Source organism: Rhizobium leguminosarum bv. viciae USDA 2370 (assembly GCF_002008365.1).
GTDB lineage: Bacteria > Pseudomonadota > Alphaproteobacteria > Rhizobiales > Rhizobiaceae > Rhizobium > Rhizobium leguminosarum.
Genome location: NZ_MRDL01000025.1, coordinates 354,974 through 378,688, shown reverse-complemented (window position 1 = coordinate 378,688; position 23,715 = coordinate 354,974). Strand labels below are relative to the sequence as shown.

18 protein-coding genes are annotated in these 23,715 nt (G+C 62.4%); 9 read left to right on the top strand and 9 right to left on the bottom strand.

Features of this window, described 5'->3' with window-relative positions:
* Positions 1 to 117: 117 nt before the first annotated feature.
* The 6 genes from BS629_RS12775 to BS629_RS12750 all read left to right on the top strand — a co-directional run bounded on the left by BS629_RS12775 (position 118) and on the right by BS629_RS12750 (position 10,089).
* On the top strand, positions 118 to 1,329 hold the full coding sequence (locus BS629_RS12775; RefSeq protein ID WP_018243397.1) for an efflux RND transporter periplasmic adaptor subunit: 1,212 nt from the start codon (positions 118 to 120) through the stop codon (positions 1,327 to 1,329).
* A 47-nt stretch (positions 1,330 to 1,376) separates the two neighbouring features.
* A complete protein-coding gene (locus BS629_RS12770; RefSeq protein WP_018243398.1) occupies positions 1,377 to 4,487 on the top strand; it encodes an efflux RND transporter permease subunit in 3,111 nt (1,036 codons plus the stop codon).
* 150 nt (positions 4,488 to 4,637) lie between these two features.
* A complete protein-coding gene (locus BS629_RS12765) occupies positions 4,638 to 6,062 on the top strand; it encodes an efflux transporter outer membrane subunit (RefSeq protein ID WP_018517646.1) in 1,425 nt (474 codons plus the stop codon).
* A 171-nt stretch (positions 6,063 to 6,233) separates the two neighbouring features.
* Complete coding sequence (locus BS629_RS12760) at positions 6,234 to 7,277, top strand: LacI family DNA-binding transcriptional regulator (RefSeq protein ID WP_018243400.1); 1,044 nt, start codon at positions 6,234 to 6,236, stop codon at positions 7,275 to 7,277.
* A gap of 107 nt (positions 7,278 to 7,384) precedes the next feature.
* The gene (locus BS629_RS12755) at positions 7,385 to 8,305 is read left to right on the top strand and encodes a nucleoside hydrolase (RefSeq protein ID WP_026188514.1); all 921 of its coding nucleotides are present in this window, start codon (positions 7,385 to 7,387) and stop codon (positions 8,303 to 8,305) included.
* A complete protein-coding gene (locus BS629_RS12750; protein ID WP_018243403.1) occupies positions 8,302 to 10,089 on the top strand; it encodes an adenine deaminase in 1,788 nt (595 codons plus the stop codon). The genes BS629_RS12755 and BS629_RS12750 overlap by 4 nt, the downstream gene beginning before the upstream one ends.
* 57 nt (positions 10,090 to 10,146) lie before the next feature.
* Here the strand turns inward: BS629_RS12750 and BS629_RS12745 are convergent, their stop codons facing one another.
* The 6 genes from BS629_RS12745 to BS629_RS12720 form a co-directional block, all read right to left on the bottom strand.
* On the bottom strand, positions 10,147 to 11,316 hold the full coding sequence (locus BS629_RS12745) for a M20 aminoacylase family protein (RefSeq protein ID WP_018243404.1): 1,170 nt from the start codon (positions 11,314 to 11,316) through the stop codon (positions 10,147 to 10,149).
* A 215-nt stretch (positions 11,317 to 11,531) separates the two neighbouring features.
* Positions 11,532 to 13,037 (bottom strand): tripartite tricarboxylate transporter permease, encoded by a 1,506-nt coding sequence (locus BS629_RS12740; RefSeq protein WP_018243405.1) that lies wholly within the window; start codon positions 13,035 to 13,037, stop codon positions 11,532 to 11,534.
* A 9-nt stretch (positions 13,038 to 13,046) separates the two neighbouring features.
* Positions 13,047 to 13,508: a tripartite tricarboxylate transporter TctB family protein gene (locus BS629_RS12735; protein WP_018243406.1), complete on the bottom strand. Its 462-nt coding sequence runs from the start codon at positions 13,506 to 13,508 to the stop codon at positions 13,047 to 13,049.
* 142 nt (positions 13,509 to 13,650) lie between these two features.
* Positions 13,651 to 14,634 (bottom strand): tripartite tricarboxylate transporter substrate-binding protein, encoded by a 984-nt coding sequence (locus BS629_RS12730; protein ID WP_018243407.1) that lies wholly within the window; start codon positions 14,632 to 14,634, stop codon positions 13,651 to 13,653.
* A gap of 328 nt (positions 14,635 to 14,962) precedes the next feature.
* Positions 14,963 to 16,297, bottom strand: a complete 1,335-nt coding sequence (locus tag BS629_RS12725) for a sigma-54-dependent transcriptional regulator (RefSeq protein WP_011653327.1) — start codon at positions 16,295 to 16,297, stop codon at positions 14,963 to 14,965.
* Positions 16,294 to 18,090 (bottom strand): sensor histidine kinase, encoded by a 1,797-nt coding sequence (locus BS629_RS12720; protein ID WP_315855463.1) that lies wholly within the window; start codon positions 18,088 to 18,090, stop codon positions 16,294 to 16,296. Before BS629_RS12720 ends, BS629_RS12725 begins: the two co-directional genes overlap by 4 nt.
* A gap of 291 nt (positions 18,091 to 18,381) precedes the next feature.
* Between BS629_RS12720 and BS629_RS12715 the strand changes: the two genes are divergently transcribed.
* Positions 18,382 to 19,044, top strand: coding sequence for a sulfite oxidase-like oxidoreductase (locus BS629_RS12715; RefSeq protein WP_018243409.1), 663 nt, complete (start codon positions 18,382 to 18,384; stop codon positions 19,042 to 19,044).
* Here BS629_RS12715 and BS629_RS12710 read toward each other — a convergent pair.
* From BS629_RS12710 to BS629_RS12700, 3 genes are all read right to left on the bottom strand, one after another.
* On the bottom strand, positions 19,029 to 19,661 hold the full coding sequence (locus BS629_RS12710) for a hypothetical protein (protein ID WP_018243410.1): 633 nt from the start codon (positions 19,659 to 19,661) through the stop codon (positions 19,029 to 19,031). The genes BS629_RS12715 and BS629_RS12710 overlap by 16 nt on opposite strands.
* Positions 19,662 to 19,730: 69 nt before the next feature.
* Positions 19,731 to 20,477, bottom strand: a complete 747-nt coding sequence (locus BS629_RS12705) for a CbtA family protein (RefSeq protein WP_018243411.1) — start codon at positions 20,475 to 20,477, stop codon at positions 19,731 to 19,733.
* A 117-nt stretch (positions 20,478 to 20,594) separates the two neighbouring features.
* Complete coding sequence (locus BS629_RS12700) at positions 20,595 to 20,804, bottom strand: CbtB domain-containing protein (RefSeq protein WP_003542661.1); 210 nt, start codon at positions 20,802 to 20,804, stop codon at positions 20,595 to 20,597.
* A 337-nt stretch (positions 20,805 to 21,141) separates the two neighbouring features.
* Here BS629_RS12700 and BS629_RS12695 point away from each other — a divergent pair, with 337 nt between their 5' ends.
* Positions 21,142 to 21,696, top strand: coding sequence for a histidine phosphatase family protein (locus BS629_RS12695; protein ID WP_018243412.1), 555 nt, complete (start codon positions 21,142 to 21,144; stop codon positions 21,694 to 21,696).
* Positions 21,697 to 22,143: 447 nt separating this feature from the next.
* On the top strand, positions 22,144 to 23,715 hold the full coding sequence (locus BS629_RS12690) for a putative bifunctional diguanylate cyclase/phosphodiesterase (protein WP_018243414.1): 1,572 nt from the start codon (positions 22,144 to 22,146) through the stop codon (positions 23,713 to 23,715).

The following is a 23,715-nucleotide window of genomic DNA, read 5'->3' as shown; positions in this document are numbered from 1 at the left end:
ACGGCATTTGGAGCGAACTCAATCCTGACGCTTATATAAGCCTGCGCTTGGTCAAGCCGAGCCCGCAGGCCCGAGCTCGTAGATTGAACGGCGATTGCCACCGCACAGGAATTCAGCATGATACGGCGTGCCCTCCTCATCTCCTCGGCCCTGGCATTCGCAGCCCTTCTCGCCGCCTGCAGCGACAATGGCTCCAAGCCGGCCGGCAATGCGGGCGCAGGCGCGGCACAGCCGGCTGCCCCCGTCGGCGTGATTGCGCTGACGAAGGGCACGTTCCCAATCACCACGATCCTGCCCGGCCGCGCCGAGACATTTCAGACAGCCGATATCCGGCCGCAGGTCAGCGGCCTCATCCGTGAGATCGCCTTCAAGGAAGGCGGCGAAATCAAGAAGGGCGACCTTCTCTACCAGATCGAGGATGCACCCTATATCGCCATCGTCGAGCAGGCCAAGGCGGCTATCTCCAAGGCGCAAGCCAGCGTGCCGAGCGCTGAAAGCAATCTCGACCGTTATCAGCGCCTCGTCGGCAGCGGCGCCACCCAGATCGAATTCGAAACAGCCAAGACGACTCTGCTCCAGGCCAAGGCCGAAGTCGAGTCGGCGAAGGCCGCGCTTTCCGCGGCACAGATCGACCTCGACCACACCAGGATCGTCGCCCCTTTCGATGGCATCATCGACCAGACGGCCGTTAATGTCGGCAACGTCGTCTCTGCCAACCAGACGACGGCGCTGACCACGATCCGCCAGCTCGATCCGATCTACATCTCGCTGACGGAATCGAGCACCAACCTCTTGAAGCTGCGTGATGCGATGGCCGCCGGGGACATCAAGGGCGAAGCCAATGTCGTCTTCCACCTGATCCTGGAAAACGGCAAGGAATACAACCAGCAGGGCAAACTCGACATGTCGAAGCAGGTGGTCAGCGAGACCACCGGTACCTTCATCATCCGCGTGCTCTTTCCCAATCCCGACCGTATTGTCCTGCCCGGCATGTATGTCCGCGCAACCGTCGAGCTTGGCGCCGAGGCCGGTTATGCGCTCCCGCAGCTGGCGACAAGCCGTGACGCCAACGGCCGGCTGACGGCACAGTTCGTTTCCGCCGACGGCAAGGTCGAAACCCGCGCCTTCGAGAACAGCTCGCCTTCCAACAATTCCTGGCTCGTGACCGAAGGCATCAAGGACGGCGATCAGTTGATCGTCAGTGGCCTGCAATCGATCACCTCCGGCATGCCGGTGAAGCCGGTCCCGATGAAGATCAATGACAACGGCGTGGTCGTGCCTGCCGAGCAGCCCGCGGCCGGTGACGCACAGAAGCCTGCAGCGAAGTAATCGCTGCAGCCCCGCATCGTCACCGTCTCGTCGCACAGGAACAACCGATGGCCAAGTTTTTCATCCGACGTCCAATTTTCGCCTGGGTCATTGCGATCACCATCATGCTCGCCGGCCTGCTGGCGATCTTCACGCTGTCGATCTCGCAATATCCCGACATCGCCCCGACGACGGTTCGCATCAACGCCACCTATCGCGGCGCCAGCGCCGAGACTGTCGAGAAATCGGTGACGACGATCATCGAGGATGGCATGACCGGCCTCGACGATCTCACTTATATGACCTCGACCTCATCGACCGGTTCGGCCAGCATCCAGCTCACCTTCGGGACGAGCGCCGACCCCGATATCGCCCAGGTGCAGGTGCAGAACAAGCTGCAACTGGTTCAGTCGCAGCTCCCAAGCGACGTCATCGATGCCGGCATCAGCGTCACCCGCTCGACCTCGAGCATCCTTCTCGTCGGCTCGCTTGTTTCGACCGACGGCAAACGCAACTCCGTCGACCTCGGCAACATCATGTCGACCTCGATCGAGGATCAGATCCAGCGCCTGGAAGGCGTCGGCAGCATCAATGTCTTCGGTTCGGGATACGCCATGCGCGTCTGGCTCGATCCGTTCAAGCTGCTGAAATACCAGTTGACGCCGAGCGACGTGACGTCAGCCATCCAGGCGCAGAACACCCAGGTCTCCGTTGGCTCGCTCGGCGCCCAGCCGACGATCCCCGGCCAGCAGATCAACGTCACCATCACCGCTCAAAGCCAGCTGACCACCGTCGCCGATTTCGAGCACATCATCCTGAAGGTCGAAAAGGACGGCGCGACGGTGCGCCTGAGCGACGTCTCGCGCATCGAGATCGGTCAGGAAAGCTACGGCGGTAGTTCGCGGTACAACGGCCAGCCATCGACCGGTTTTGCCGTCAACCTTGCGATCGGCGCCAACGCAATCGATACCGCTGCTCGCGTGCGCTCCGCCCTGGAGGTTATCGGCCGCGGCCTGCCGGCAGGTGTGGAGATCACCTATCCCTACGACACCACGCCCTTCGTGGAACTGTCGATCGAGAAGGTCGTGCACACGCTGATCGAGGCGATCGTGCTCGTCTTCGTGGTGCTGCTCGTCTTCCTGCAGAATCTCCGTGCGACGCTGATCCCGACGATTGCCGTTCCCGTGGTGCTGCTCGGCACCTTCGGGGTGCTGGCGGTCACCGGTTACTCGATCAATACCTTGACGATGTTCGCCATGGTGCTGGCGATCGGTCTTCTCGTCGACGACGCCATCGTCGTCGTCGAAAACGTCGAACGCATCATGTCCGAAGAAAAGCTCTCGCCGCTCGAGGCAACGGAAAAATCGATGGGCGAGATCACCGGCGCCATTGTCGGCATTGCGCTCGTCCTGACTGCCGTCTTCATTCCGATGGCCTTCTTCGGTGGTTCGACCGGCATCATCTATCGCCAGTTCTCGATCACCATCGTCTCGGCCATGCTGCTGTCGGCGCTCGTCGCCCTCGTGCTGACGCCCGCACTTTGCGCCACGATGCTGAAGCCGGTCGGCGAACACAGGAAGCACCGTGTCGGCGACTGGTTCAACCGCAACTTCACGCGCTCGACCAACGGCTATATCAGCGCCATCGGCTATCTGCTGAAGCGGCCGATCCGTGTGATGCTGGTCTTCCTTCTGGTCGGCGCCGGCTGCGCTTATCTCTTCACCCGCCTGCCGAGCTCCTTCCTGCCGCAGGAAGACCAGGGCGTGCTGCTGACCATCGTTACCACGCCGCCGGGTTCGACCACGCAGCAGACCCAGGCGATCGTCGAGAAGGTCGAGAAATATTATCGTGAAAGCGAGAAGGACGCCGTCGATTCCGTCTTCGGCGCGCTCGGCTTCGGCTTCAGCGGTTCCGGCCAGAACAGCGCCATCGTCTTCACCAAACTGAAGGATTTCGCACAGCGCACCGATCCGACGCTGAGCGCCCAATCGGTCGTCAACCGTGCGTTGCGCAGCTTCTTTACGATCCGCGAGGCGCAGGTCTTCGCGCTGCTGCCGCCGGCGATCCAGGGGCTTGGCGTGTCGAGCGGCTTCTCGATGTATCTCGTCGATACCGGCGGCCACGGCAACGACGCCCTGACGGCAGCCTCCAAGCGGCTGATCCAGATGGGCAACACGTCGGGCAAGATCGTGGCGCTGCGCAGCAGCAACAAGGAAGTCGAGCCGCAGATGCGCATCGTGCTCGATCAGGAGAAGATCGGCGCCATGGGCGTCGACATCGCCTCGGTCAATTCGATGCTGTCAATCATCTTCACCGGCCGCGACGTCAACGACTTCACGCTGAATGGCGAGATCAAGCCGGTCTACGTCGAGGGCGATGCGCCCTTCCGCATGCAGCCGAGCGACCTCAACCACTGGTACGCCCGCAACAATGACGGCGAAATGGTGCCCTTCTCCGCCTTTACCCGCACGGAGTGGGTGAAGGGCGCGCCCTCGCTTGCCCGCTTCAATGCCGTCAGCGCCATTCCGCTCGACGGCGCGTCCGCTCCCGGAGTTTCCTCCGGCGATGCGATGAATGAAATGGAAGCCCTGACCAATGAGCTCGGCGGCGGTTATACGGTCGCCTGGCAGGGCATATCCTATCAGGAGCGCCTTTCCGGTTCGCAGGCACCGATGCTCTATGCGATCTCGGTTCTCGTCGTTTTCCTCTGCCTGGCTGCGCTTTACGAAAGCTGGTCGATCCCCTTCTCGGTGATCATGGCGGTGCCCGTCGGTATTCTCGGGGCGCTGACGGCGGCAACCCTCTTCGGCCAGGCGAACGACGTCTATTTCAAGGTCGGCCTGCTCACCACTATCGGGCTGGCGGCGAAGAACGCGATCCTGATCGTCGAATTCGCCAAGGATCGTATGGAAAGCGGCATGGGGCTCTACGAGGCGACATTGGAAGCAGCGAGATTACGCCTGCGGCCGATCATCATGACTTCGCTTGCCTTCATTCTCGGCGTCGTGCCGCTGGCGATCGCGACAGGCGCGGGCTCGGCGGCACAGAATGCCATTGGTATCGGCGTTCTCGGCGGCATGCTGGCGGCGACGATGCTCGGAATTTTCTTCGTGCCGTCGTTTTTCGTCGTCATTCGACGCATCTTTGCCACACGCGGCAAAAATGCGGCAGGACTGTGATATAAATGCACTGTGATAATGCAGTTGCCGTTGCTACATTGCGCCCGACTGCTTCGGAATGGTGTTTTTGGTAGAACGAGGCGCGGCGGCCGATAGTGAAGCATGAAGCTTTGGACAAGAATTGACTTGCTCGAGTACAGGATGAAATGAATGGTATCTCTTCGTTTTGCCACACCGGCATTATTGTTATTATTGTCGGGCTGCGTTGTGGGCCCGGATCATGTTCCTCCTGAGATGCCGCTGCCCGCCAAATTCGGAGAGGGTGGGACCAAGAGTGATGGCGATGTTGCTACTGCAGCATGGTGGACCGCCTTCAAGGATTCAAGACTGAACGGCTACGTCAAGGCCGGCCTCGATCAGAACCTGACAGTTCAGCAGGCGATCGAAAGAATCAATGCAGCTTCCGCAAACGTCACCACCGCCGGCGCCGGCGGCCTGCCGAGCCTGACGGTCGGCGCCTCGCAAACGGTCAGCGGCCAGAAGGGCGAGCTGCGCACGCAGCTCGACACGCGCAACACCAGTGCCGGCGACGTCCAGCTGAGCTGGCTGCTCGATCTATTCGGGCTTTACAAGCGCAATACGGAGAGCGCGCTTGCCTCGCTCGATTCCGCTTACGCATCGGCTGACGTTGCCAGGCTGACCCTCATTCAGGACCTTGTCTCGAGCTATATCGACGTTCGCTTCTATCAGCAGCGCCTGGCGCTTTCGAAGGCCAACTTGAAGTCTCGCCAGGAAACCTACGAACTTACCAAGTTCCAGCTTGAAGCCGGCGCCGCGTCGCGTCTTGATGTCGTTCAGGCCGAAGGTCTCGTCCAGTCGACGCTCGCCGAAATTCCGGGCCTTGAAACCAACATCCGCATATCAGCCCATCACATCGCCACGCTGCTCGGCCTGCCGGCTTCGGCTCTTGTCGATGAATTGCTGAAGGGCTCCGGTCAGCCGGTATTCCGCGGCGGCATCACCTCCGGCATCCCGGCCGACCTGATCCGCAATCGCCCGGACATCCGCGTCGCGGAACGTGATCTTGCCGCCGCAACAGCCAATATCGGCGTTGCCCAGGCGCAGCTTTATCCGAGCATCTCGCTTAGCGGCTCGATCTCGCCGTCCTACATCAATCAGCGTGGCATCCATGGCGGCCTGACGCCCTGGTCCTTCGGCCCGACGCTCAACCTGCCGATCTTCGATGGTGGCCGCCTTCGCGCCAACGTCAAGTCGGCACAGTCCGATGCCGCGACCGCCTATCTCAACTGGAAGTCGACGGTGTTGACCGCGGTCGAGCAGGTCGAAAACGCACTTTCGGCCGTCCGGCGTGACGCTCAAACGGTCGCGGCACTTCAGGCCCAGGTGAAGACCACGCAGGAAACGCTCGAACTTTCCACAGCATCCTACAAGGACGGCGCCTCCTCGCTGCTCGACGTTCTTGACGCGCAGCGCCAGGTTTCGCTCGCCCAGGCAAGCCTTGCCGCATCCGTCCAGCAGATGGCCAAAGACTATGTCTCGCTGAACATCGCGATCGGCGGCGGTTTCGCCCCCGGCGGCAAAACCACCGCGCCAGTGAAGCCCGCCAAGAGCTGACCGGCGTTTGACCTTTCTGGAAATACTGAGCCCCGCGATCATCTCGCGGGGCTTTTTCGTAGCCGCTGAATTCCGCCGCCAGATAATTGCGCAGAGGATGAATTTAGAATCGACAAGCAGAAAGAGCTGATGTATGGCCTTGATTAATCGTTTAATCAGAACGCCCCAAATATGCCTCCATCGCGCCCGGGACCGAACCTCAGCAGGATTGCGACGTCGCTCGGCGTCTCCGTCGCGACGGTCTCCAACGCTCTTTCCGGCAAGGGGCGGGTCTCCGGCCAACTGGTCGAACGAATCCGCGAGCACGCAGCCGAATTGGGTTACGTCCCGAGCCAGGCCGGCCGGGCGTTGCGGACCGGCCGCAGCGGCGTTCTCGGCCTGGTGCTGCCCGATATCGCTAACCCGCTATTCCCGAAGATCGCCCAGGCGATCGAATTCGCAGCCTCCGCCGCCGGTTACGGCGTGCTGATCGCCGATTCCCGCGGCGATGTCGCCGCCCAGACCGAGGCGATCAACCGGCTGGTCGAGCGCGGCGTCGACGGCATGGTCATCATTCCCCGCCGCGCCACCCGCATTTCAGCCGCTGCCTGTCCGGTCGCCATCATTGACACTCCCTCGACGCCTGGAAACACCGTTGCTGCCGACCACTGGCAGGGCGGGTTCGAAATCGCCGGCCACCTCGCGGGTCTCGGCCATCGCCGTGTTCTCATCATCGGCAACAACCAGGAATCCAACGTTCAGAATGACCGCACCGGCGGCATCCGCTCCGGTATGCGCCCGGGCATGCATTCGGAAACCCTGTGGATCGACCGGCTGGAGCAGGAGAACGGCATTGGCTGCCCGCTCGGCCTCGCCGAAAAAGTCAGGCAGGGTTTCACCGCCTTCGCAGCCCTCTCCGACCTGCACGCGTTGCGGGCACTGACGGAGTTGCAGCAGGCTGGCATCAACATTCCCGCCGATGTCAGTGTCACCGGCTTCGATGACCTCATCTGGTCGCCTGTTGTTACGCCGTCGCTGACTACGGTCCGGATGGACATCGAGAGGATTGCCGAAATTGCCGTGTCGGCGCTGGTGGATACGATAAAAACAAGCGGCATCCGGGAGGGCGTGCTCGTTACCGCGAAGATTGAACGCGTCGCCATGCAGCTGATCGTCCGCCAATCATCCGGGCCTGCGAAACCGGCACAAAAGACTTCAGAGATGGAGAACATGTAAGATGAAAAAAGCCTTCATTGCCTCGGCAGCACTCCTCCTCGATACCGCGCTCGCCTTCGATCTGCCGGTTGCCGGCGCGGCAACCCTCAAACGGTCCGGGTGAAATCATGGGCGTCTGGATCGACACAGACATGGGTTTCGACGATATCGCCGCCATTCTGGTGGTCGTGCAGTCTGAATTCGAGATCGACGGCGTATCACTGGTCTTCGGCAATACGCCGTTGCCGCAGGTGAGAATGAATGCCGCAGGTGCAGCCAGTGCCTTCGGCTGGAAATTCCCCATCCACACGGGTCGCGCCATGCCTGTTCTCGGCAAGCTCGAAACCGCTCAGGCGATCCTTGGCGAAACCGGCATCCCGACATCAGGCAAGAGCCTGCCGCAGGCGGCTGCCCTTGCCGAAAGCGATGCCTTCGCAGCACTCTGCCGCTGGCTGGAGCGCAAAGGCCAGCACCGCATCCTGGCGCTCGGCCCGCTCACCAACATCGCTGCCGTGGCGCTTGCCCGACCCGATCTTGCCGCCCGTATCACCGAACTCGTCTGGATGGGCGGCGGCGTCACATCAGGCAACCATACGGCCTCCGCCGAATTCAATGCGCTCGCCGATCCCGAAGCCCTGTCGATCGTCATCGCCCACGGCTTGCCGCTGCGCATGGTCGATCTCGACCTCTGCCGCAAGGTGCTGGCAAGACCCGAGGATGCCGAGCCGGTGCGCCATGCCGGCGGTGTCAATGCCGAACTCATCGCCGATATGTTTTCGGGTTATATCCGCATCGGCACCAGCCGCGGCCGCCCAGCCATGGCGATCTACGACCCTTCCGCCGCGGTCGCCTTCGTCACTCCAGATATCGTCAGCTTCCGCCCCGCGCGTATTGACGTCGAGCTGCAGGGTGCCCTCACCCGTGGCCGCACCGTCGTCGAGACCCGCGCCACGCATGCGACCTTCAATGCCCAATTCGCCGCCGACATCGATGCCGACATGGCGCGTGTCATCATTCTCGCCGCTTTGGTCAACGAGGCCCGCAAATGACCGCCATCCCTCGTCAAGAACCCGCCGATCTCAATGATCCCGCCTTGCGCGCCCGCGCCGTCGCTGCTGCGCGCGGCGACGCCCCTTTCGACATGCTGATCACCGGTGGCCGGTTGCTCGATGCGGTGACAGGCCTAATCCGGGAAGCCGATGTCGGCCTCGTCGGCGCGCTGATATCAAGCGTCCATGCCCCGGCAAGCCGCACGGATGCCGTCGAGATCATCAATGCCTCGGGCAGCATCATGACGCCCGGCCTGATCGACACGCACATGCATGTCGAAAGTTCGATGGTGACACCGGCCGAATATGCAAGCGCCGTCCTGCCGCGCGGCGTCACCACGATCGTCTGGGATCCGCATGAATTCGGCAACGTCCACGGGCTCGACGGCGTGCGCTGGGCGATCGAGGCGGCGCGCTGCCTGCCGCTGCGCATGATCCTGCTCGCGCCCTCCTGCGTGCCCTCCGCACCGGGCCTGGAACTTGCCGGCGCCGATTTCGATGCCTCCGTCGTCGCCGAGATGCTGCGCTCCTCCGCCGTCGACGGCATCGCCGAAGTGATGAACATGCGCGGCGTCATCGACGGCGATCCGCGCATGGCGGCCATCGTCAATGCCGGCCTCGCCGCCGGCAAGCTCGTCTGCGGCCATGCCCGCGGCCTCGAAGGCGCCGATCTCAACGCCTTCATGGCATCGGGCATCACCTCCGACCACGAACTTACCTCCGGTGCCGATCTCCTCGCCAAGCTTACCGCCGGCCTGACGATCGAGCTGCGCGGCTCGCACGACCATCTGCTGAAGGAGTTCGTCGATGTGCTGAACGGTCTCGGTCACCTGCCTCCGACCGTCACGCTCTGCACTGACGACGTCTTTCCCGACGAACTCCAGGAAGATGGTGGCCTCGACGACGTCATCAGGCGCTTGGTGCGCTACGGCATGAAGCCGGAATGGGCCATCCGTGCCGCGACTTTCAATGCCGCACAACGTCTGAAGCGCACCGATCTCGGCCTTGTCGCCGCCGGCCGCCGCGCCGACATTGTGCTCTTCGACGACCTCATGGAATTCCGGGCACGGCTGGTCATATCAGGTGGCCGCATCGCTGCCCGCAACGGCAGCATGCAGGCTGCCGTCCAGCAGATTGATACGGCGCCGCTTGTCAATTCGGTGAAGCTGCCGCCGCTGACTGAGAATGATTTCCGCATTCCGGCGAAGGGCGAGCGCGTCCGCGTCGCCACCATCGACCGCCCGCGCTTCACGCAATGGGGCGAGGCCGAAACCGAGGTCAGGGACGGTTTCGTCGTTCCGCCGGCCGGCAGCGCCATGATCGCCGTCGCCCATCGCCACGGCAAAGCCGATGGTACCCCGCGTATCGGCTTCCTCACCGGCTGGGGTGAATGGCGCGGCGCCTTCTGTACCACTGTTTCGCATGACAGCCACAACCTCACCGTCTTTGGCGGCAACGCGCGCGACATGACGCTCGCCGCCAACGCCGTCATATCAGCCGGCGGCGGCATGGCGGTCGCCACGGACGGCCGAATCGAGGCGATCCTGCGGCTGCCGCTCTCCGGCCTGGTGACGGATGCATCGCTGAAGGAGACCGCCTTGGCCTTCGTCGGCATCCGCAAGGCCATGGAAAAGATTGTCGACTGGAAACCACCCTATCGGGTCTTCAAGGCCTGCTTCGGCGCAACGCTCGCCTGCAATGCCGGCCCGCACCAGACGGATCGGGGAATTGCCGATGTGGTGACGGGGAAAGTGCTTGAGAGTCCGGTGCTGGAGGTTATGTAAGCCGAGACGCACAGACCCTATACAAAGGGGCGTGCGTCCCGCCACCTCAAACTCCAGCTAGACCTTCAATTCCCGCTCGACCAACGCCACCCAGTAAGCCGCCCCATAACCAAGCGCTTCATCGTTGAAATCATAAGCCGTGTTGTGATGCAGCGCGCCGTCCACCGCCGGGCCGTTGCCGAGCCAGACGTAACAGCCCGGCGCATTCTGGGCGAAAAAGGCGAAATCGTCGCCCGCCGTCGACGGCGGAAAACTTGTCTGCACCTTCCCGCCAAACACCGAGCCGGCCGCCGCGAGCGCCCGCATGGTCGCATCCGCGTCATTGATGACAGGCGGAATCCGCCGTTCGAATGCATAGTCCACGGTGATGTCGTACATAGCTGCACTACCCTGCGCCAGTCGTCCGATCTCGGTCTCCAGCTGATTACGCACATCAGACGAATAGGCCCGCGCCGTCCCGCCGATCTCGACGATATCAGGAATGACGTTCAGCGCCTTCGGGTCGCCCGCCCGCAGGAAACAGGCGCTGACGACGGCCGGCTGCAGCGGATCGACCACCCGTCCGACGATCGTCTGCAGCGATGACAGGAATGTGCCGGCGGCCGTGATCGGATCGCGGCCGAGATGTGGCTTGGCGCCATGTGTGCCGGTCCCGCGGAAGGTCATGCGCCAGCTGTCGGAGGAGGCAAGCTGCGGTCCCTCGACCACGGCGATCTCATCGACCGCAAGCCCAGGCATGTTATGCAGCCCGTAGACGGCATCGCAGGGAAAAAGCTTAAACAGCCCCTCCTCGACCATGCGCCTTGCTCCGCCTCGCCCTTCTTCGGCCGGCTGGAAGATGAAATGCACCGTGCCGGAAAAATTCCGCGTCGCAGCAAGATGCCGCGCAGCGCCGAGGAGCATCGCCGTATGGCCGTCATGGCCGCAGGCATGCATCTTGCCGGGCGCGGTCGATTTATAAGGCCGCTCTGCCATTTCAGGCATGGCAAGCGCATCCATATCGGCACGCAGCCCGATCCTGCGCGAGCCGTTGCCGAGCTGTAGCGTGCCGACCACGCCGGTGCCGCCGAGGCCGGGATGCACCGTGATACCAGCTTCTTCGAGAAGCCTCGCGACGATGCCGGCGGTACGCTCCTCCTCGAAACCGAGTTCGGGATGCGCGTGCAGGTCGCGGCGCAGGGAGGTCAGAAACGGCAGATCGTCCTTGATCCGGGCGGGAATGCTCATCGGGCAATGGTCCTGGGGCCTGGATATCCTGTCATGCGAAACGGGCGCCCAACCGGCGCCCGCATCAGATCATTCTTTGTTTATCAAACGGCCCACAAGTTCAACCCCAGAACAGGATGATTTTAGGCCGGGCCAAAAATCTGAATCCTGTTCTCAATTAAAGAGTTAGAGCATGATGTCGTCCGAAAACCGCTCACACTTTTCGGCATCATGCTCTACGCCTCCTCGACGAACACCTCCTCGCGCTTCTTCTTGACGCTCGGCAGGAAGACGACGATCAGCACGGCAACCGCAATGGCCAGAAGAATGGCACTGATCGGCCGCGTGACGAAGGTCGTCGGATCACCACGCGACAGGATCATGGCGCGCCGGAGGTTCTCTTCGAGTAGCGGCCCAAGCACGAAGCCGAGCAAGAGCGGCGCCGGTTCGCAACGAAGCTTTGCCAGCACATAGCCGATGAGCCCGAAGAAGGCGACGGCATAGAGATCGTAGACGTTGGCGTTGACGCTGTAGACCCCGATCGAGCAGAAAGCCATGATGACGGGGAAGAGCACGTAGTAAGGCACGGTCAAGAGCTTCACCCAGAGCCCGATCAGCGGCAGGTTGAGGATGACCAGCATCAGGTTGCCGATCCACATCGAGGCGATGATGCCCCAGAACAGCGCCGGCTGCTCGGTGGCGACGTTCGGACCGGGCACGATGCCCTGGATGATCATTGCGCCGATCATCAGCGCCATGACGGGATTGGCCGGAATGCCGAGCGTCAGGAGCGGAATGAACGAGGTTTGCGCACCGGCATTGTTTGCCGATTCCGGCCCTGCGACGCCGGCAACCGCACCCTTGCCGAACTCCTCCGGCGTCTTCGACATCCGCTTTTCCACCGTATAGGAGGCGAAGGAGGCAAGGATGGCGCCACCGCCCGGCAGGATGCCGAGCGCCGAACCGATCGCCGTACCGCGAATGACCGGCGCGATCATCTCCTTGAATTCCTGGCGGGACGGCAAAAGGCCGGACACCTTGGCCATCAGCACCGTGCGTGTCGACTCGCCCTCGAGATTGCGCAGGATTTCCGCCACCCCGAAGACACCGACGGCGAGCGCCACGAAGTTCAGCCCATCGGCATATTCGCGGATGCCGAGCGTGAAGCGCGGCGTGCCGGTATAGATGTCGGTGCCGACGAGGCCGAGCAGCAGCCCGAGCGCCACCATCGCCAGCGCCTTGACGACAGAACCATGCGCAAGAGCGATCGAGGAAACGAGACCGACGATCATCAGCGAGAAATATTCCGCTGAACCGAATTGCAGCGCGATTGCGGTGAGCGGTGGCGCGAAGATCGCGACGAGAAAGGTCGACACGGTGCCGGCGAAGAACGAGCCGAGCGCCGCGATCGCAAGCGCTGCCCCCGCCCTGCCCTTGCGGGCCATCTGGTAACCGTCGATCGCGGTGACGGCCGAAGAGGATTCGCCCGGCATGTTGATCAGGATCGCCGTCGTGGAACCACCATACTGCGCGCCGTAATAGATGCCGGCGAGCATGATGAGCGAGGAGACCGGCTCGAGCTGGAAGGTGATTGGCAAGAGCATGGCGATCGTCGCCGTGGCGCCGATGCCGGGCAGCACGCCGATCAGCGTGCCGAGCAGCACGCCGATCAGGCAGAAGAACAGGTTTTCCGGAGTTCCGGCCGTCGCAAAGCCGAGCGCGAGATTGCTGAAAAGATCCATCATCGTCTCCTAGAACCGGACCCAGGGGCCGAAGCGCTCGAACGGCAAGCCGAGCCCGTAGCTGAAGACCGCCACCGAAAAGATCGTCAGCAGCAGCGAGAGGATGATCGCGAAGAACAGGTTCATCTTTTGCGATGCGAAGCAGGCGATGAAGGCGGTGAAGAACAGTGACGGCGCAAAACCCAGCCCCCGCACCGTCAAGCCGAAGAACACCGGTGCCGGCAGAATGAAGAGCATGCCGCGCCAGGCAAACGGGTCGATCGGCTCGCCCTCTACGCGGAGAGCCTGAATGAAGATGATCGCGCCGAGAAGCACGAGCACGCCGGCAAGCACCAGGGGAAAATAACCAGGCCCCATGCGCACTGTCGTGCCGAGGTCGAGCCCCAGCGACTGAATGGCGAAGAAAGCACCGGTCACGACGAAAAGCGCGCCGCAGATCGCATTGGTGGTATCGAAACTGATGGATTTCATGGTGTCTCCTGGGGTTGGAGATGGTTCGTGATGCGCTGCTGATGCGATTGCCCCTCATCCGCCTGCCGGCACCCTCTCCCCGCATGCAGGGAGAGGGTTAGAGTGAAGGGCTCATCCGGCATATCCTGGACGAGGATAATCCTCAGTCGGCATATTCGCCGGCAGCCTCGATCACGGTTTTCCAGCGGGCGATCTCGCTCTCGAGCTTGGCTTTCAGCGCAGCCGGCGTCGCATCAGCGTCGGAGGATGGCGTCGTGCCGAGCTCAGCGAAGCGGGCGCCGACATTCGGATCCTTCAGCGCCACCTGCAGCGACTTCGACAGACGTTCGTTGATCTCAGCCGGCGTGCCCTTCGGCGTATAGATGCCGTGCCAGATACCGACTTCGAAACCCGGCAGGCCGGCTTCGACGGCAGTCGGAATGTCCTTCATTACGTCGAGGCGTTTGGGCGAGGTCACGGCATAGGCCTTGATCGTGCCGCCCTGGATCTGCTTCGTCGTGTTGGTCGTCTGGTCGCACATGACGTCGACCTGGCCGCCGAGCAGATCGGTCATGGCAGGGCCGGTGCCCTTGTAGGGAACGGTCGTCAGCGGCGTCTGGATGGCGCTCATGAACATCATGCCGCAGAGATGCGAGGCCGCACCGATTCCGGCATTGGCGACCGTTACCTTGTCCTTATTGGCCTTGATGTAATCGATCAGCCCCTTGAGGTCGGCCGGCTCCATGTCCTTGCGGGCAACGATCGTCATCGGCACCTCGGTGACGAGGCCGACATAGTCGAAGGCGCCGAGCGTGTCATAGGCAAGCTTGCGGTAGAGCGTGGCGCTGGTCGCCATGCCGATATGGTGCAGCAGGATGGTATAACCGTCGGGATCGGCATTCGCCACGCGGCCGGCGCCGAGCGTGCCGCCCGCGCCACCGACATTTTCGACGACGATCTGCTGGCCGAGATCCTTCGACATGGATTCGGCGACCAGGCGCGCGACGGTATCGGTGGGGCCGCCGGCCGCAAAGGGCACGACCATGGTGATGGTGCGCTCGGGATAGGTCTGCGCCGAAGCGACGCTGGCGAGAACAGAGACCGCGGCAGCCGCGGTCAGGCCGAGCATGGCCTTCAGAATTTTCATCGTTTCCTCCCTGATGAAATAAGCAAGCCCGCCGACACATCCTCCGCGCCGGTTCGGATCACCTATTTGCCGCCGGGAAAAATCGACCCGCAATCATTCCAGCCGCTTTCGAAAGACGATTTTGCGACAGTGCGATGCAGCATGGGTCGATTCGGAAACAAACAGGCAGTGCGATGGGTGGAAATCCACCCATCACACTGTAGCCACACCCTTACTTTTCTGAGGCAGTACCACTTCGCCGGGCTCGATCAGCGCCTTGAGGTTGGAGAGAATGCGCGGCCAGCCGCCGAAATCGTCACTTCGAAAAGCATGCTCCTTCCGAAAATGGCTAACTTTCGGTGGTCAGCATCCGCTTGTCGAGACCATATTTCTGCATCTTTTCGTAGAGCGTCTTCCGGGAAATGCCGAGCGACTCATAGACCGGCCTGAGGCTGCCTCCATGGGCCACCAGCGCGCTGGCAATGACCCCTCGTTCGAATTCGGCGACACGCTCAGCAAGCCCGGTCGCCTCCTCGGCTTGGCGCCCGCCATTGTCGAGACCGAGGACCAGACGGTCTGCGGCGTTCCTCAATTCACGCACATTGCCGGGCCAGTCGCGCTGAGCGATATCGGAGATCACGTCCGGCGGCACGGCCATCTCGTCGCGGCCATAGCGGGCCGCCGCTTCCCGCACCAGCTGCAGGAAAAGCAGCGGAACATCCGCCCGCCGCTGCGACAGCGACGGCACGTGCAGCGTCGCGACATTCAGCCGATAGAAGAGGTCGGCGCGAAAACGCCCCGCCGCCACCTCCGCCTCCAGATCGACCTTGCTCGTCGCGATGAAGCGCACGTCGAGCGCCACCACTTCGTTCGATCCGAGCCGTGAGATTACCCGTTCCTGCAGCACCCGCAGAAACTTCGCCTGCAGGTCGAAGGGCATTGAGCCGATCTCATCGAGCAGGATCGTGCCGCCGCGCCCATGTTCGAATTTTCCGTAACGCGGCCTCACCGCACCCGGAAAGGCCCCCACCTCATGGCCGAAAAGCTCGCTCTCGATCAGGTTTGCGGGCAGTGCGGCGCAATTGATCGCGATAAACGGCCGGCTCGCCCGAGCGCTGATGTCGTGGAGCGCACGCGCCACAACCTCCTTGCCGGCACCCGTTTCTCCGACGATAAGCGTATCGGCATCGCTCGCCCCGATCGCCCGGATGCGGTAGCGCAAATCCACCATCACCTGCGTGCGACCCGGCAGCCGCGCCTCGATATCGTCGCGCTTGCCGGCGACCGCTTTCAACAGCCGGTTTTCGAGCACGAGGCCGCGCCGCTCCATCGCCCGGCGGATGACGCCGGCGAGCATCTCGGGCGTGAACGGCTTCTCGATGAAATCATAGGCGCCTTCGCGCATCGCCTTCACCGCAAGCTGCACATCGCCGTGCCCGGTGACGAGAATGACCGGCACCTCCGGGTCGAGCTCGCGGATCTTCTGCATCAGCGTCATGCCGTCGATGCCCGGCATGCGGATGTCACTGACGACCACGCCGGGGAAGCTGTAGCCGATCAGCTCCAGCACATGATCGCCGTTCGAATAGGTCTCGACGCTGAAGCCGGAGAGCTCCAGCGCCTGCGCCGTCGAGCGGCGCAGTTCCTCCTCGTCGTCGACCAGCAGGATCTTCGCATCGTTCATTCCGCCGCCTCCGGCATCAGCCCTGCCGCCGATTGCAGCTCGATGCGGAACACCGCCCCCCCTTCGGGATGATTGGCAGCAGCAAGGCTGCCGCCGAAATCCTTGATGATGTTGTAGGAGATCGAAAGCCCGAGGCCGAGCCCCTTGCCGACACCCTTTGTCGTGAAGAAGGGATCGAAGATACGCTCGGCGATCGCCGCCGGCACGCCGGGCCCATGGTCCCGCACTGTCAGCACCACCTTGCCGGCCTCCTCGAAGGCCGAAACCTCGATGCGTCTGTCATCCAGCCCTTCCACCGCATCGGCCGCGTTGGAAATCACATTCACCAGCACCTGCTGCAGACGCACCGAACCGGCGCGCACAACCGGCGGACGCGGCCCGAGATCCAGCAGGAGTTCGGCGTCCGCCGCCTTCAGCCGCCAGGCAATGATCTCGAGCGTATCATGCATCGCCTCGTCGAGAGACACCGACCCGAGCTTCTCGTTCGGCTTGCGGGCGAAGTTGCGCAGGTGCCGGCTGATCGCAGCCATGCGGTCGATCAGCCCACCGATCCGCCGGATATTATCCCGCGCCTCCTCCGTCCGCCCACGGTCGATGAGGACGGAGGCACTGTCCGTATAGGTCTTGGCGGCGGCGAGCGGCTGGTTGAACTCGTGCGAAAGGGCAGCCGACATCTGCCCGAGGCCGGCAAGCTTGCCCGCCTGGATGAGGTCGGCTTGTGTCTGGCGGAGCTGCTGTTCGGTCAGCCGCCGTTCGGCGATCTCCTCCTCGATGCGGCTGTTGACGCGCGCAAGATCGGCCGTGCGCTCCTCGACGCGCTGTTCCAGTTCGTTGCGGGCCTCCGCTTGCAACTGCATGCGCTCGGCAAGCCGCGCCCGCCGCTGGCGAAGGACGGCCACCGTAAGCCCTGCAATGCAGAGAATAAGAAACACGGCGGCAAGCGCCGTGCGCGCCTGGGCGCGGATGGAACTCGTCTCCATCAGCACGTTCACCGTCCAGTCCTCGGCCGGCATATAATGCGAGAGCACCAGATATTCGCTCGAGTCGCGCTCGCCGGCCAGCGTCATCAGCTCATGCTGCTCGAAGTGATGTCGCGTCACTGGCAGCGCCGCCAGCCTGGCATTGGCATAGCGCCGCGAGGCCTCCGTGCGTGCGATGCGGTCCGCCGTCAGCGGCAGGATCGCGCCGTAAAGCCATTCCGGGCTGCCGGACATGAAGATGATGCCCTCGGGATCGGAGACGAAGATCTTGTATTCGCCGCCGCCCCAGGAGGATTCGATCATATCAATATCGACCTTGAAGACGATGACGCCGCGAATATCCGCACCGGTCCGGATCGGCGCAGCGAAATAATAGCCGCGTTTCAACGAGGTGGTGCCGAGCGCGTAGAAGCGCGCCTGCCGGCCTTCGATCGCATCCTGGAAATAGGGCCTGTAGCTGAAATTCTGTCCAACGAAGCTTCCGGGCCCATCGTAATTGCTGGCAGCGATCGTCTCTCCATCCGGCTTGACCACATAGATGTCAGAGGATTTCAGCAGCCCGTTGATCTCCTTGAGATAGAGATTAGCCGCATCGCGCAGCGCCGCATCCTCGGGCGCGCTCACCAATTCCTTGATGTCGTCGTGATCGGCGATCAGCGCCGGCAGCGCCTCGTAGCGGTTGAGATGGCCGCTGAGTGCCGAAACGGCAAGCCGCAGCGCCGTTCCTGCCTGTGCCGAAGCCTCCTCCATATAGGCGCGCGTCGCAATCGCGCTCCCATAAGTGAAGAAGGCGAAGATGATCAGCGGCACCACCAGCAAAGCCGCTATCGCACGATATCTCGAAGACAGATCCGGCTCCTCCCCTTTCTGCCTCCACTCCCCAGCGAGGCATACCCGACGGCTCAAGTTAACGCATAACCCCGAAAATCGGAATCGATTTTCGGAAAGGATTATGCGCCAATTCAAAGTGATAGAGCGTCCTTAGCGCTCCCTGCCGGACGCGCGGCGCTCTATGGGGTGGACAGGGATTTCCAAGGGCCTGCCGAAACTTGACACCCGGCAGGGGCGGATGTCCTATTGCTGCACCGCAAGGAGGCCCCGCCCATGAGCGACGACCAGACGCCCGCCGACAGCAAGCTCACCATATCCAAGCGCCGTTGGGCGGCCGAGGGCAAGTTCCTGACCGGCCGCATCAGCCGTCCCGAAGCCGAGCGCCTGCCGCCCGGCCAGCACCTTGTCAAGAACTGGCCGGTGCTCGATCTCGGCCAGCAGCCTGTTGTCTCCACAGATCCCTGGCGGCTTGACGTGCGCGGCCTTATCGAAACGCCGCTCACCCTCACCTGGGCCGCCTTTCAGGCGATCGAGCAGAGCACCAAGGTCAGCGACATCCACTGCGTCACCACGTGGTCGCGCTACGACAACAAATGGAAGGGCGTTTCGACGCGCGATCTGCTTGATCTCGCCATGCCCAAGCCCGAAGCGGCTTACGTCATGCTGACAAGTTATGACGGCTATACCACCAACCTGCCGCTGGCCGATTTCGCCGCCGAGGATGCGATCCTTGCCACCGCTTGGGAAGGCCTGCCGCTGACACCGGATCACGGCGGCCCGATGCGCCTCGTCGTGCCGCATCTCTATTTCTGGAAAAGCGCCAAATGGCTGCGCCGCATCGAGCTGATGCCCGCCGACCAGGCCGGCTTCTGGGAAAAGAACGGTTATCACATCTATGGCGATCCCTGGCGCGAGCAGCGCTATTCCGACGATTGAGCTTTCGGCCGCGAGAAACGGCGAAGCGCAAACACGCCAAGGCCGAACAAGGAGGCAAGCCCCGTCATCGACGCCATGCTGGCGGCATGGAATGGTATCCCGCTCCAGCGTGGCTTGATGATGTCAGCGGTGTTGAAGGCCTCGCCGCTGAATCGACAGGTGATGAGCGCAAGACCGCGCCGCACCATATCGGCATCGACCGCGGAAATAATTTCATCCGCCGCAGCTCTCTCCCGCGGCATCTCACGCATCGAAAGCAAGACCGCCTTGGCCGCCGCGAGATAGGCATGGGCGCATTCGTTGAACGGGCTTTGCTCATCGGTCACACTGCCCGGCATCCGGCCCCATAGGCAGTAGGAATACTGGATTTCGGCATAGTTCAGAACGCGCCGGAACGGCTCGTTCGTATCGACTGCGCGGGATGCAAGGTCGATAATCCCACTGCGATAGTCAGACATGACAGCCATCTCGCCATGGGAAATCTCGGGGATATTGAGGCCCGCATGGCTGCCGCCATCGCTACGGCTATGAGCAGAAGCGCTTCCGGCAACCACACACAAAAAGGCGGCCGTGATTAACGCCGCCGACAGGATTGGTGTGGTTCTGCTGCTTTTCATACTCGCTCGAAAAAGTCGGGCTAGCTCCCAAAGTTCAGGGCGCCGGCAAAGCGGCGCCCTTCGACGCTTTCAGTGAAATGCCGTTGCCGGCCGACCTCGTTGCCCGCCCTTAACTGCAAGCCGCTTTTCGGCAAGCGCTCCGAAGGCCAGCCCCAAGGCTGCCCAGAGGATCACATGCATGCCAAGCGAGGTCGTGCGGAACCGCCAGAGCACCATCGCCGAGAAGTTCTCCGGCACCTCGTTGATCGGCGGCAGCAGATAGAGCACGACGCCGATGCAGACGAGATAGACAATGCCGGCGATGATCGCGCCGTTCCAGAGACCGAAGCGCTCGGAAAGGCGGCGAGACAGCGCCACCGCGGCAATCAGGGCTGCGAGCGAGACGACGATCATCAGGAAGAACAACTCGGTCCTGACGCCGATCGTGTCGGGATTGCCCACCGCCGGCGGGTTGGCCGGATACTTGATACTGGGAACGATGACGATCGCCACGAAGGCGGCAATGGCGATGACGGCTGAGGTGCCACGCGCCGAAAGGCTGCTGAAACGGCCGTGTACGAAAGCGAAGGCAAGTGCGAAGAGCCCGCCGACAGCGACGCTGTAGGCCATGACGCCGGTGAAAAGGCCGAGACCGGCCTGCGTGGCGCGACTGACGATTTCAGGTTCGGCAGCTTCGCCGGCCGCCTGGGCGCTTGCCTCCTCGAAGGCGATCGCCGCATCGACCAGCGGCTCACCGAAAGTATGGGCGAAAGCGAAAACGAGGATGCCAGCAATCAGGCCCGCGAGCATGCCGCGAAGCAGAAGGTTTCCAACCATGTCAGGAACTCCCTTAAAGCATGTCGCGCAAAAGTGTGCAGCGGTTTTGCGATAACGACATGCGTAAAAACGAAAACCTAAAGCGCGACGAGCGAATCTGAAAGATCGCGACGCGCTTTAGTGGCAGGGAAAGCCGAGGAGATGGCGGCCGTCATGCACGAATTCGTGCACATACATGCCGTTGAACAGCGCCATCGCGCCTTCCTCGGTGCCGACGAAATAGAGGACGATCAGCATCAGCAGGCCGCCAAAGATCGCCCAGGGCAGGATCTCGCCTACAGGGATCGGCGCCGGTACCGCAACGGGCGCGAAAGTGGTGTCAGACATATATTCCTCCGGGAATGACGCGTTCAGTCGAAAGAGTGCTTGTGCAGTAGGGTCTGACTTCCAGCGCGAAGAACTTTCGACACGCTGGTCACAGTGGCGCGACCGCGCCGGACTTACACCGGCTTCCAAACCCGCAACAGCACGGTTATATCTGCACGCCGAAGAGACTGTCAACGAAACTTCACAAGCCGGCAGAGAGGCGTCCTGCTGCATAATTCCTTAAATCGGAATTGATTCAGGGATAGATTATGGAGCCATTCAAACTGCTACAGCGTCCCTTGCGCCTCTCGAAAAGACGCGCGGCGCCGGAGCCGCATTCCGGGAGATCAGAACGACCGTGAACACGCGCCTCACCTGGATCTGCCACGGCGCGACGACGGCGAACCGCAAGGCGCTGTTCCCGCTCGACGAACCGCTGGAAGGCAAGGCGGCGGAAGAAGCCGGCAAAATGGCCGCCCCGCCGCGCGCCGACCGCATTGCCATGAGCCCCGCTTTGCGTGCCCGCCAGACAGCGGAAGCGCTCCACCTCGAAGCCAGGATAGACCTCGCACTTCGTGACTGCGACCATGGCCGGTGGGCCGGCAGGTCGATCGCGGCGATAGAGGCCGAAGAGCCGGAGAACCTCATGGCCTGGATGAGCGATCCGGAAGCGGCCCCGCATGGCGGCGAGAGCTTTGTTGATCTGCGCACCCGCGTCGCCGGCTGGATGGACAGTGAATCCGCCCTCGGCGGCCATGTGATCGCCGTCAGCCACGCGGCCGTCATCCGGGCGGCTGTCGCCCATGTGCTTCAGGCGCCGCTCTCCTCTTTCTGGCTGAGCGACGTCGAGCCGCTCGCCATCGTTCGCATGACCAGCAACGGACTGCGCTGGTCGCTGCGCTTCCAGCATTAGAAACTGCTGATTCTTATCCAGCCTTGCACAAGCAAATCGCGTCATCTCTGTTGAACCCGGTTTCGCGGGGACTACTTCCTTGTCCCAAGGAGATGGAAGAATGACATATGATTGGAGTGGCGAGCGCACGCGACGGCTGCGTTTCATGCGTCTCGCCACAGTCACGGTTCTGGTTGGTCTCATCGTCAGCGTTCCGCTGCTGATCGCCACCGCCTGAAGCACGAGAAAGGGCGAGCGATGCATTAGCACGCTCGCCTTCGTTCTTTCCCGCGTCGACTGGTCTCCTGAACCGGGATCGCCCACGACGACGCCCAGATTCCCCCAAGCCCGTCGGTCTCTCAGCGGCACAGCAACAGGCTGCTGCCTCCGATAATTCGCCTTCTGGTTTCAACAAACATTCAGACTTTCGTGATATCTCCGCGAATGGTGGGAGATGGAGAAGGCATAATGCCGGTGTTTTTCCAAAGCAGGGCCGGAAGGCAATGCGTGTCGATCGTCGGATTTGGGGTAACCCTCTGGCTCCTCGGCACGCTGTTGCAGCTCGACGACAGCCTGGTCTCCTTCATGATCGGCTTCGGCGAGTACGGCGCCGACAAGCTCGTTCTGGCGCTCGGCATCGCCGGCGCCATGAGCTTCATCTATTCGGTCCTGCGCATCGCCGATCTGCGTAAGGAAATGGAACTGCGCGCCACTGCCCAGTCGAAGGCCGATTGGACCGCAACCCACGACCATCTGACCAAGCTGCCGAACCGCTACGCCTTCGAGCGCAAGATCCTCTCACGGCCGATCAAGGACGACGAGGCGGAGATCGAGGAGTGGGACCGCAACGTCACCATCTTCTCCGTCGACCTCGACGGCTTCAAGAAGGTCAATGACCTCGTCGGCCACAAGGGCGGCGACATCCTGTTGATCGAGGTTGCCAGACGCATCTGCGCGCTCGGCAATGCCGATTGCGTCTACCGCTTCGGCGGCGACGAATTCATCATCGTCGCCTTCGCCCTGACGGCGCAGCGCGAGGAGCGTTTTGCCAGGCTGCTGATCCAGGCCGTCACCCGGCCGATCCATATCGATGGTTTTGCCGTCGAAGTCGGCGCTAGCGTCGGCTATGACCGCTGGGTCGAGGAAGCCGAACCGCTGGAAGATGCCGCCCACCGTGCCGACCTCGCCATGTACGAGGCGAAATCACGCGGGCCCAACCATTATTTCGTCTTCGAACCTTCGATGCAGGACAAAGTTACGGAACGCGCCGCGTTGGAAACCAGGCTGCGCGCCGCAATCTCCAACAAGGCGATCAAGCCCTTCTATCAGCCGCTGATCGACCTGAAGACCGGCCAGCTCTGCGGCTTCGAGGCGCTGGCGCGCTGGATCGGCGACGACGGCGTCAACATCCCGCCGCCGGTCTTCATCGATATCGCCGAGGAAACCGGCATGATCACCGCATTGTTCGAGGATCTTCTTGCCCAGGCCTGCAGCGACGCCCTCACCTGGCCGGAGCATGTGACGTTGTCCTTCAACGTCTCGCCGGTGCAGATGGAAGACAGATTGCTGACGTCGCGCATTCTGAAGGTGCTTTCGGCAAGCCGGCTGCCACCGCAGCGCCTGGAAGTGGAGATCACCGAAAACGCGCTGATCCAGGATCCCGCCGTCGCCGCCCTCATTCTCGACGAACTGCACGCCGCCGGCATCCAGATCGCACTCGACGATTTCGGCACGGGTTATTCGAGCCTCGCCCAGCTCGCCCGCTATCGTTTCGACAAGATCAAGATCGACAAAAGCTTCATCGCCACCTATCGCGACGAAGAACGCCAGGAAAAGATCGTCCGCGCCATGCTCGGCCTCGGCAGGAGCCTCAACATCAAGACGACTGCGGAAGGCATCGAGGAGCACGGCCAGCTCGCCTTCCTGCTGCAGCTCGGCTGCGACATCGGCCAGGGCTATCTCTTCGGCAAGGCGATGCCCGCCGCCGAGGCGGGCATCTTCATCAGCGATCGCAATGCCAGCCTGGCCTCCACGGCCTGA

Bases quoted from the DNA above. Each gene is read 5' to 3' on its own strand.
- BS629_RS12755 (WP_026188514.1), top strand. From the start codon at position 7,385: ATGGGCGTCTGGATCGACACAGACATGGGTTTCGACGATATCGCCGCC.
- BS629_RS12735 (WP_018243406.1), bottom strand. From the start codon at position 13,508: ATGAAATCCATCAGTTTCGATACCACCAATGCGATCTGCGGCGCGCTT.
- BS629_RS12770 (WP_018243398.1), top strand. From the start codon at position 1,377: ATGGCCAAGTTTTTCATCCGACGTCCAATTTTCGCCTGGGTCATTGCG.
- BS629_RS12740 (WP_018243405.1), bottom strand. From the start codon at position 13,037: ATGGATCTTTTCAGCAATCTCGCGCTCGGCTTTGCGACGGCCGGAACT.
- BS629_RS12710 (WP_018243410.1), bottom strand. From the start codon at position 19,661: ATGAAAAGCAGCAGAACCACACCAATCCTGTCGGCGGCGTTAATCACG.
- BS629_RS12690 (WP_018243414.1), top strand. From the start codon at position 22,144: ATGCCGGTGTTTTTCCAAAGCAGGGCCGGAAGGCAATGCGTGTCGATC.
- BS629_RS12745 (WP_018243404.1), bottom strand. From the start codon at position 11,316: ATGAGCATTCCCGCCCGGATCAAGGACGATCTGCCGTTTCTGACCTCC.
- BS629_RS12765 (WP_018517646.1), top strand. From the start codon at position 4,638: ATGGTATCTCTTCGTTTTGCCACACCGGCATTATTGTTATTATTGTCG.
- BS629_RS12750 (WP_018243403.1), top strand. From the start codon at position 8,302: ATGACCGCCATCCCTCGTCAAGAACCCGCCGATCTCAATGATCCCGCC.
- BS629_RS12715 (WP_018243409.1), top strand. From the start codon at position 18,382: ATGAGCGACGACCAGACGCCCGCCGACAGCAAGCTCACCATATCCAAG.
- BS629_RS12725 (WP_011653327.1), bottom strand. From the start codon at position 16,297: ATGAACGATGCGAAGATCCTGCTGGTCGACGACGAGGAGGAACTGCGC.
- BS629_RS12705 (WP_018243411.1), bottom strand. From the start codon at position 20,477: ATGGTTGGAAACCTTCTGCTTCGCGGCATGCTCGCGGGCCTGATTGCT.
- BS629_RS12760 (WP_018243400.1), top strand. From the start codon at position 6,234: ATGCCTCCATCGCGCCCGGGACCGAACCTCAGCAGGATTGCGACGTCG.
- BS629_RS12700 (WP_003542661.1), bottom strand. From the start codon at position 20,804: ATGTCTGACACCACTTTCGCGCCCGTTGCGGTACCGGCGCCGATCCCT.
- BS629_RS12775 (WP_018243397.1), top strand. From the start codon at position 118: ATGATACGGCGTGCCCTCCTCATCTCCTCGGCCCTGGCATTCGCAGCC.
- BS629_RS12730 (WP_018243407.1), bottom strand. From the start codon at position 14,634: ATGAAAATTCTGAAGGCCATGCTCGGCCTGACCGCGGCTGCCGCGGTC.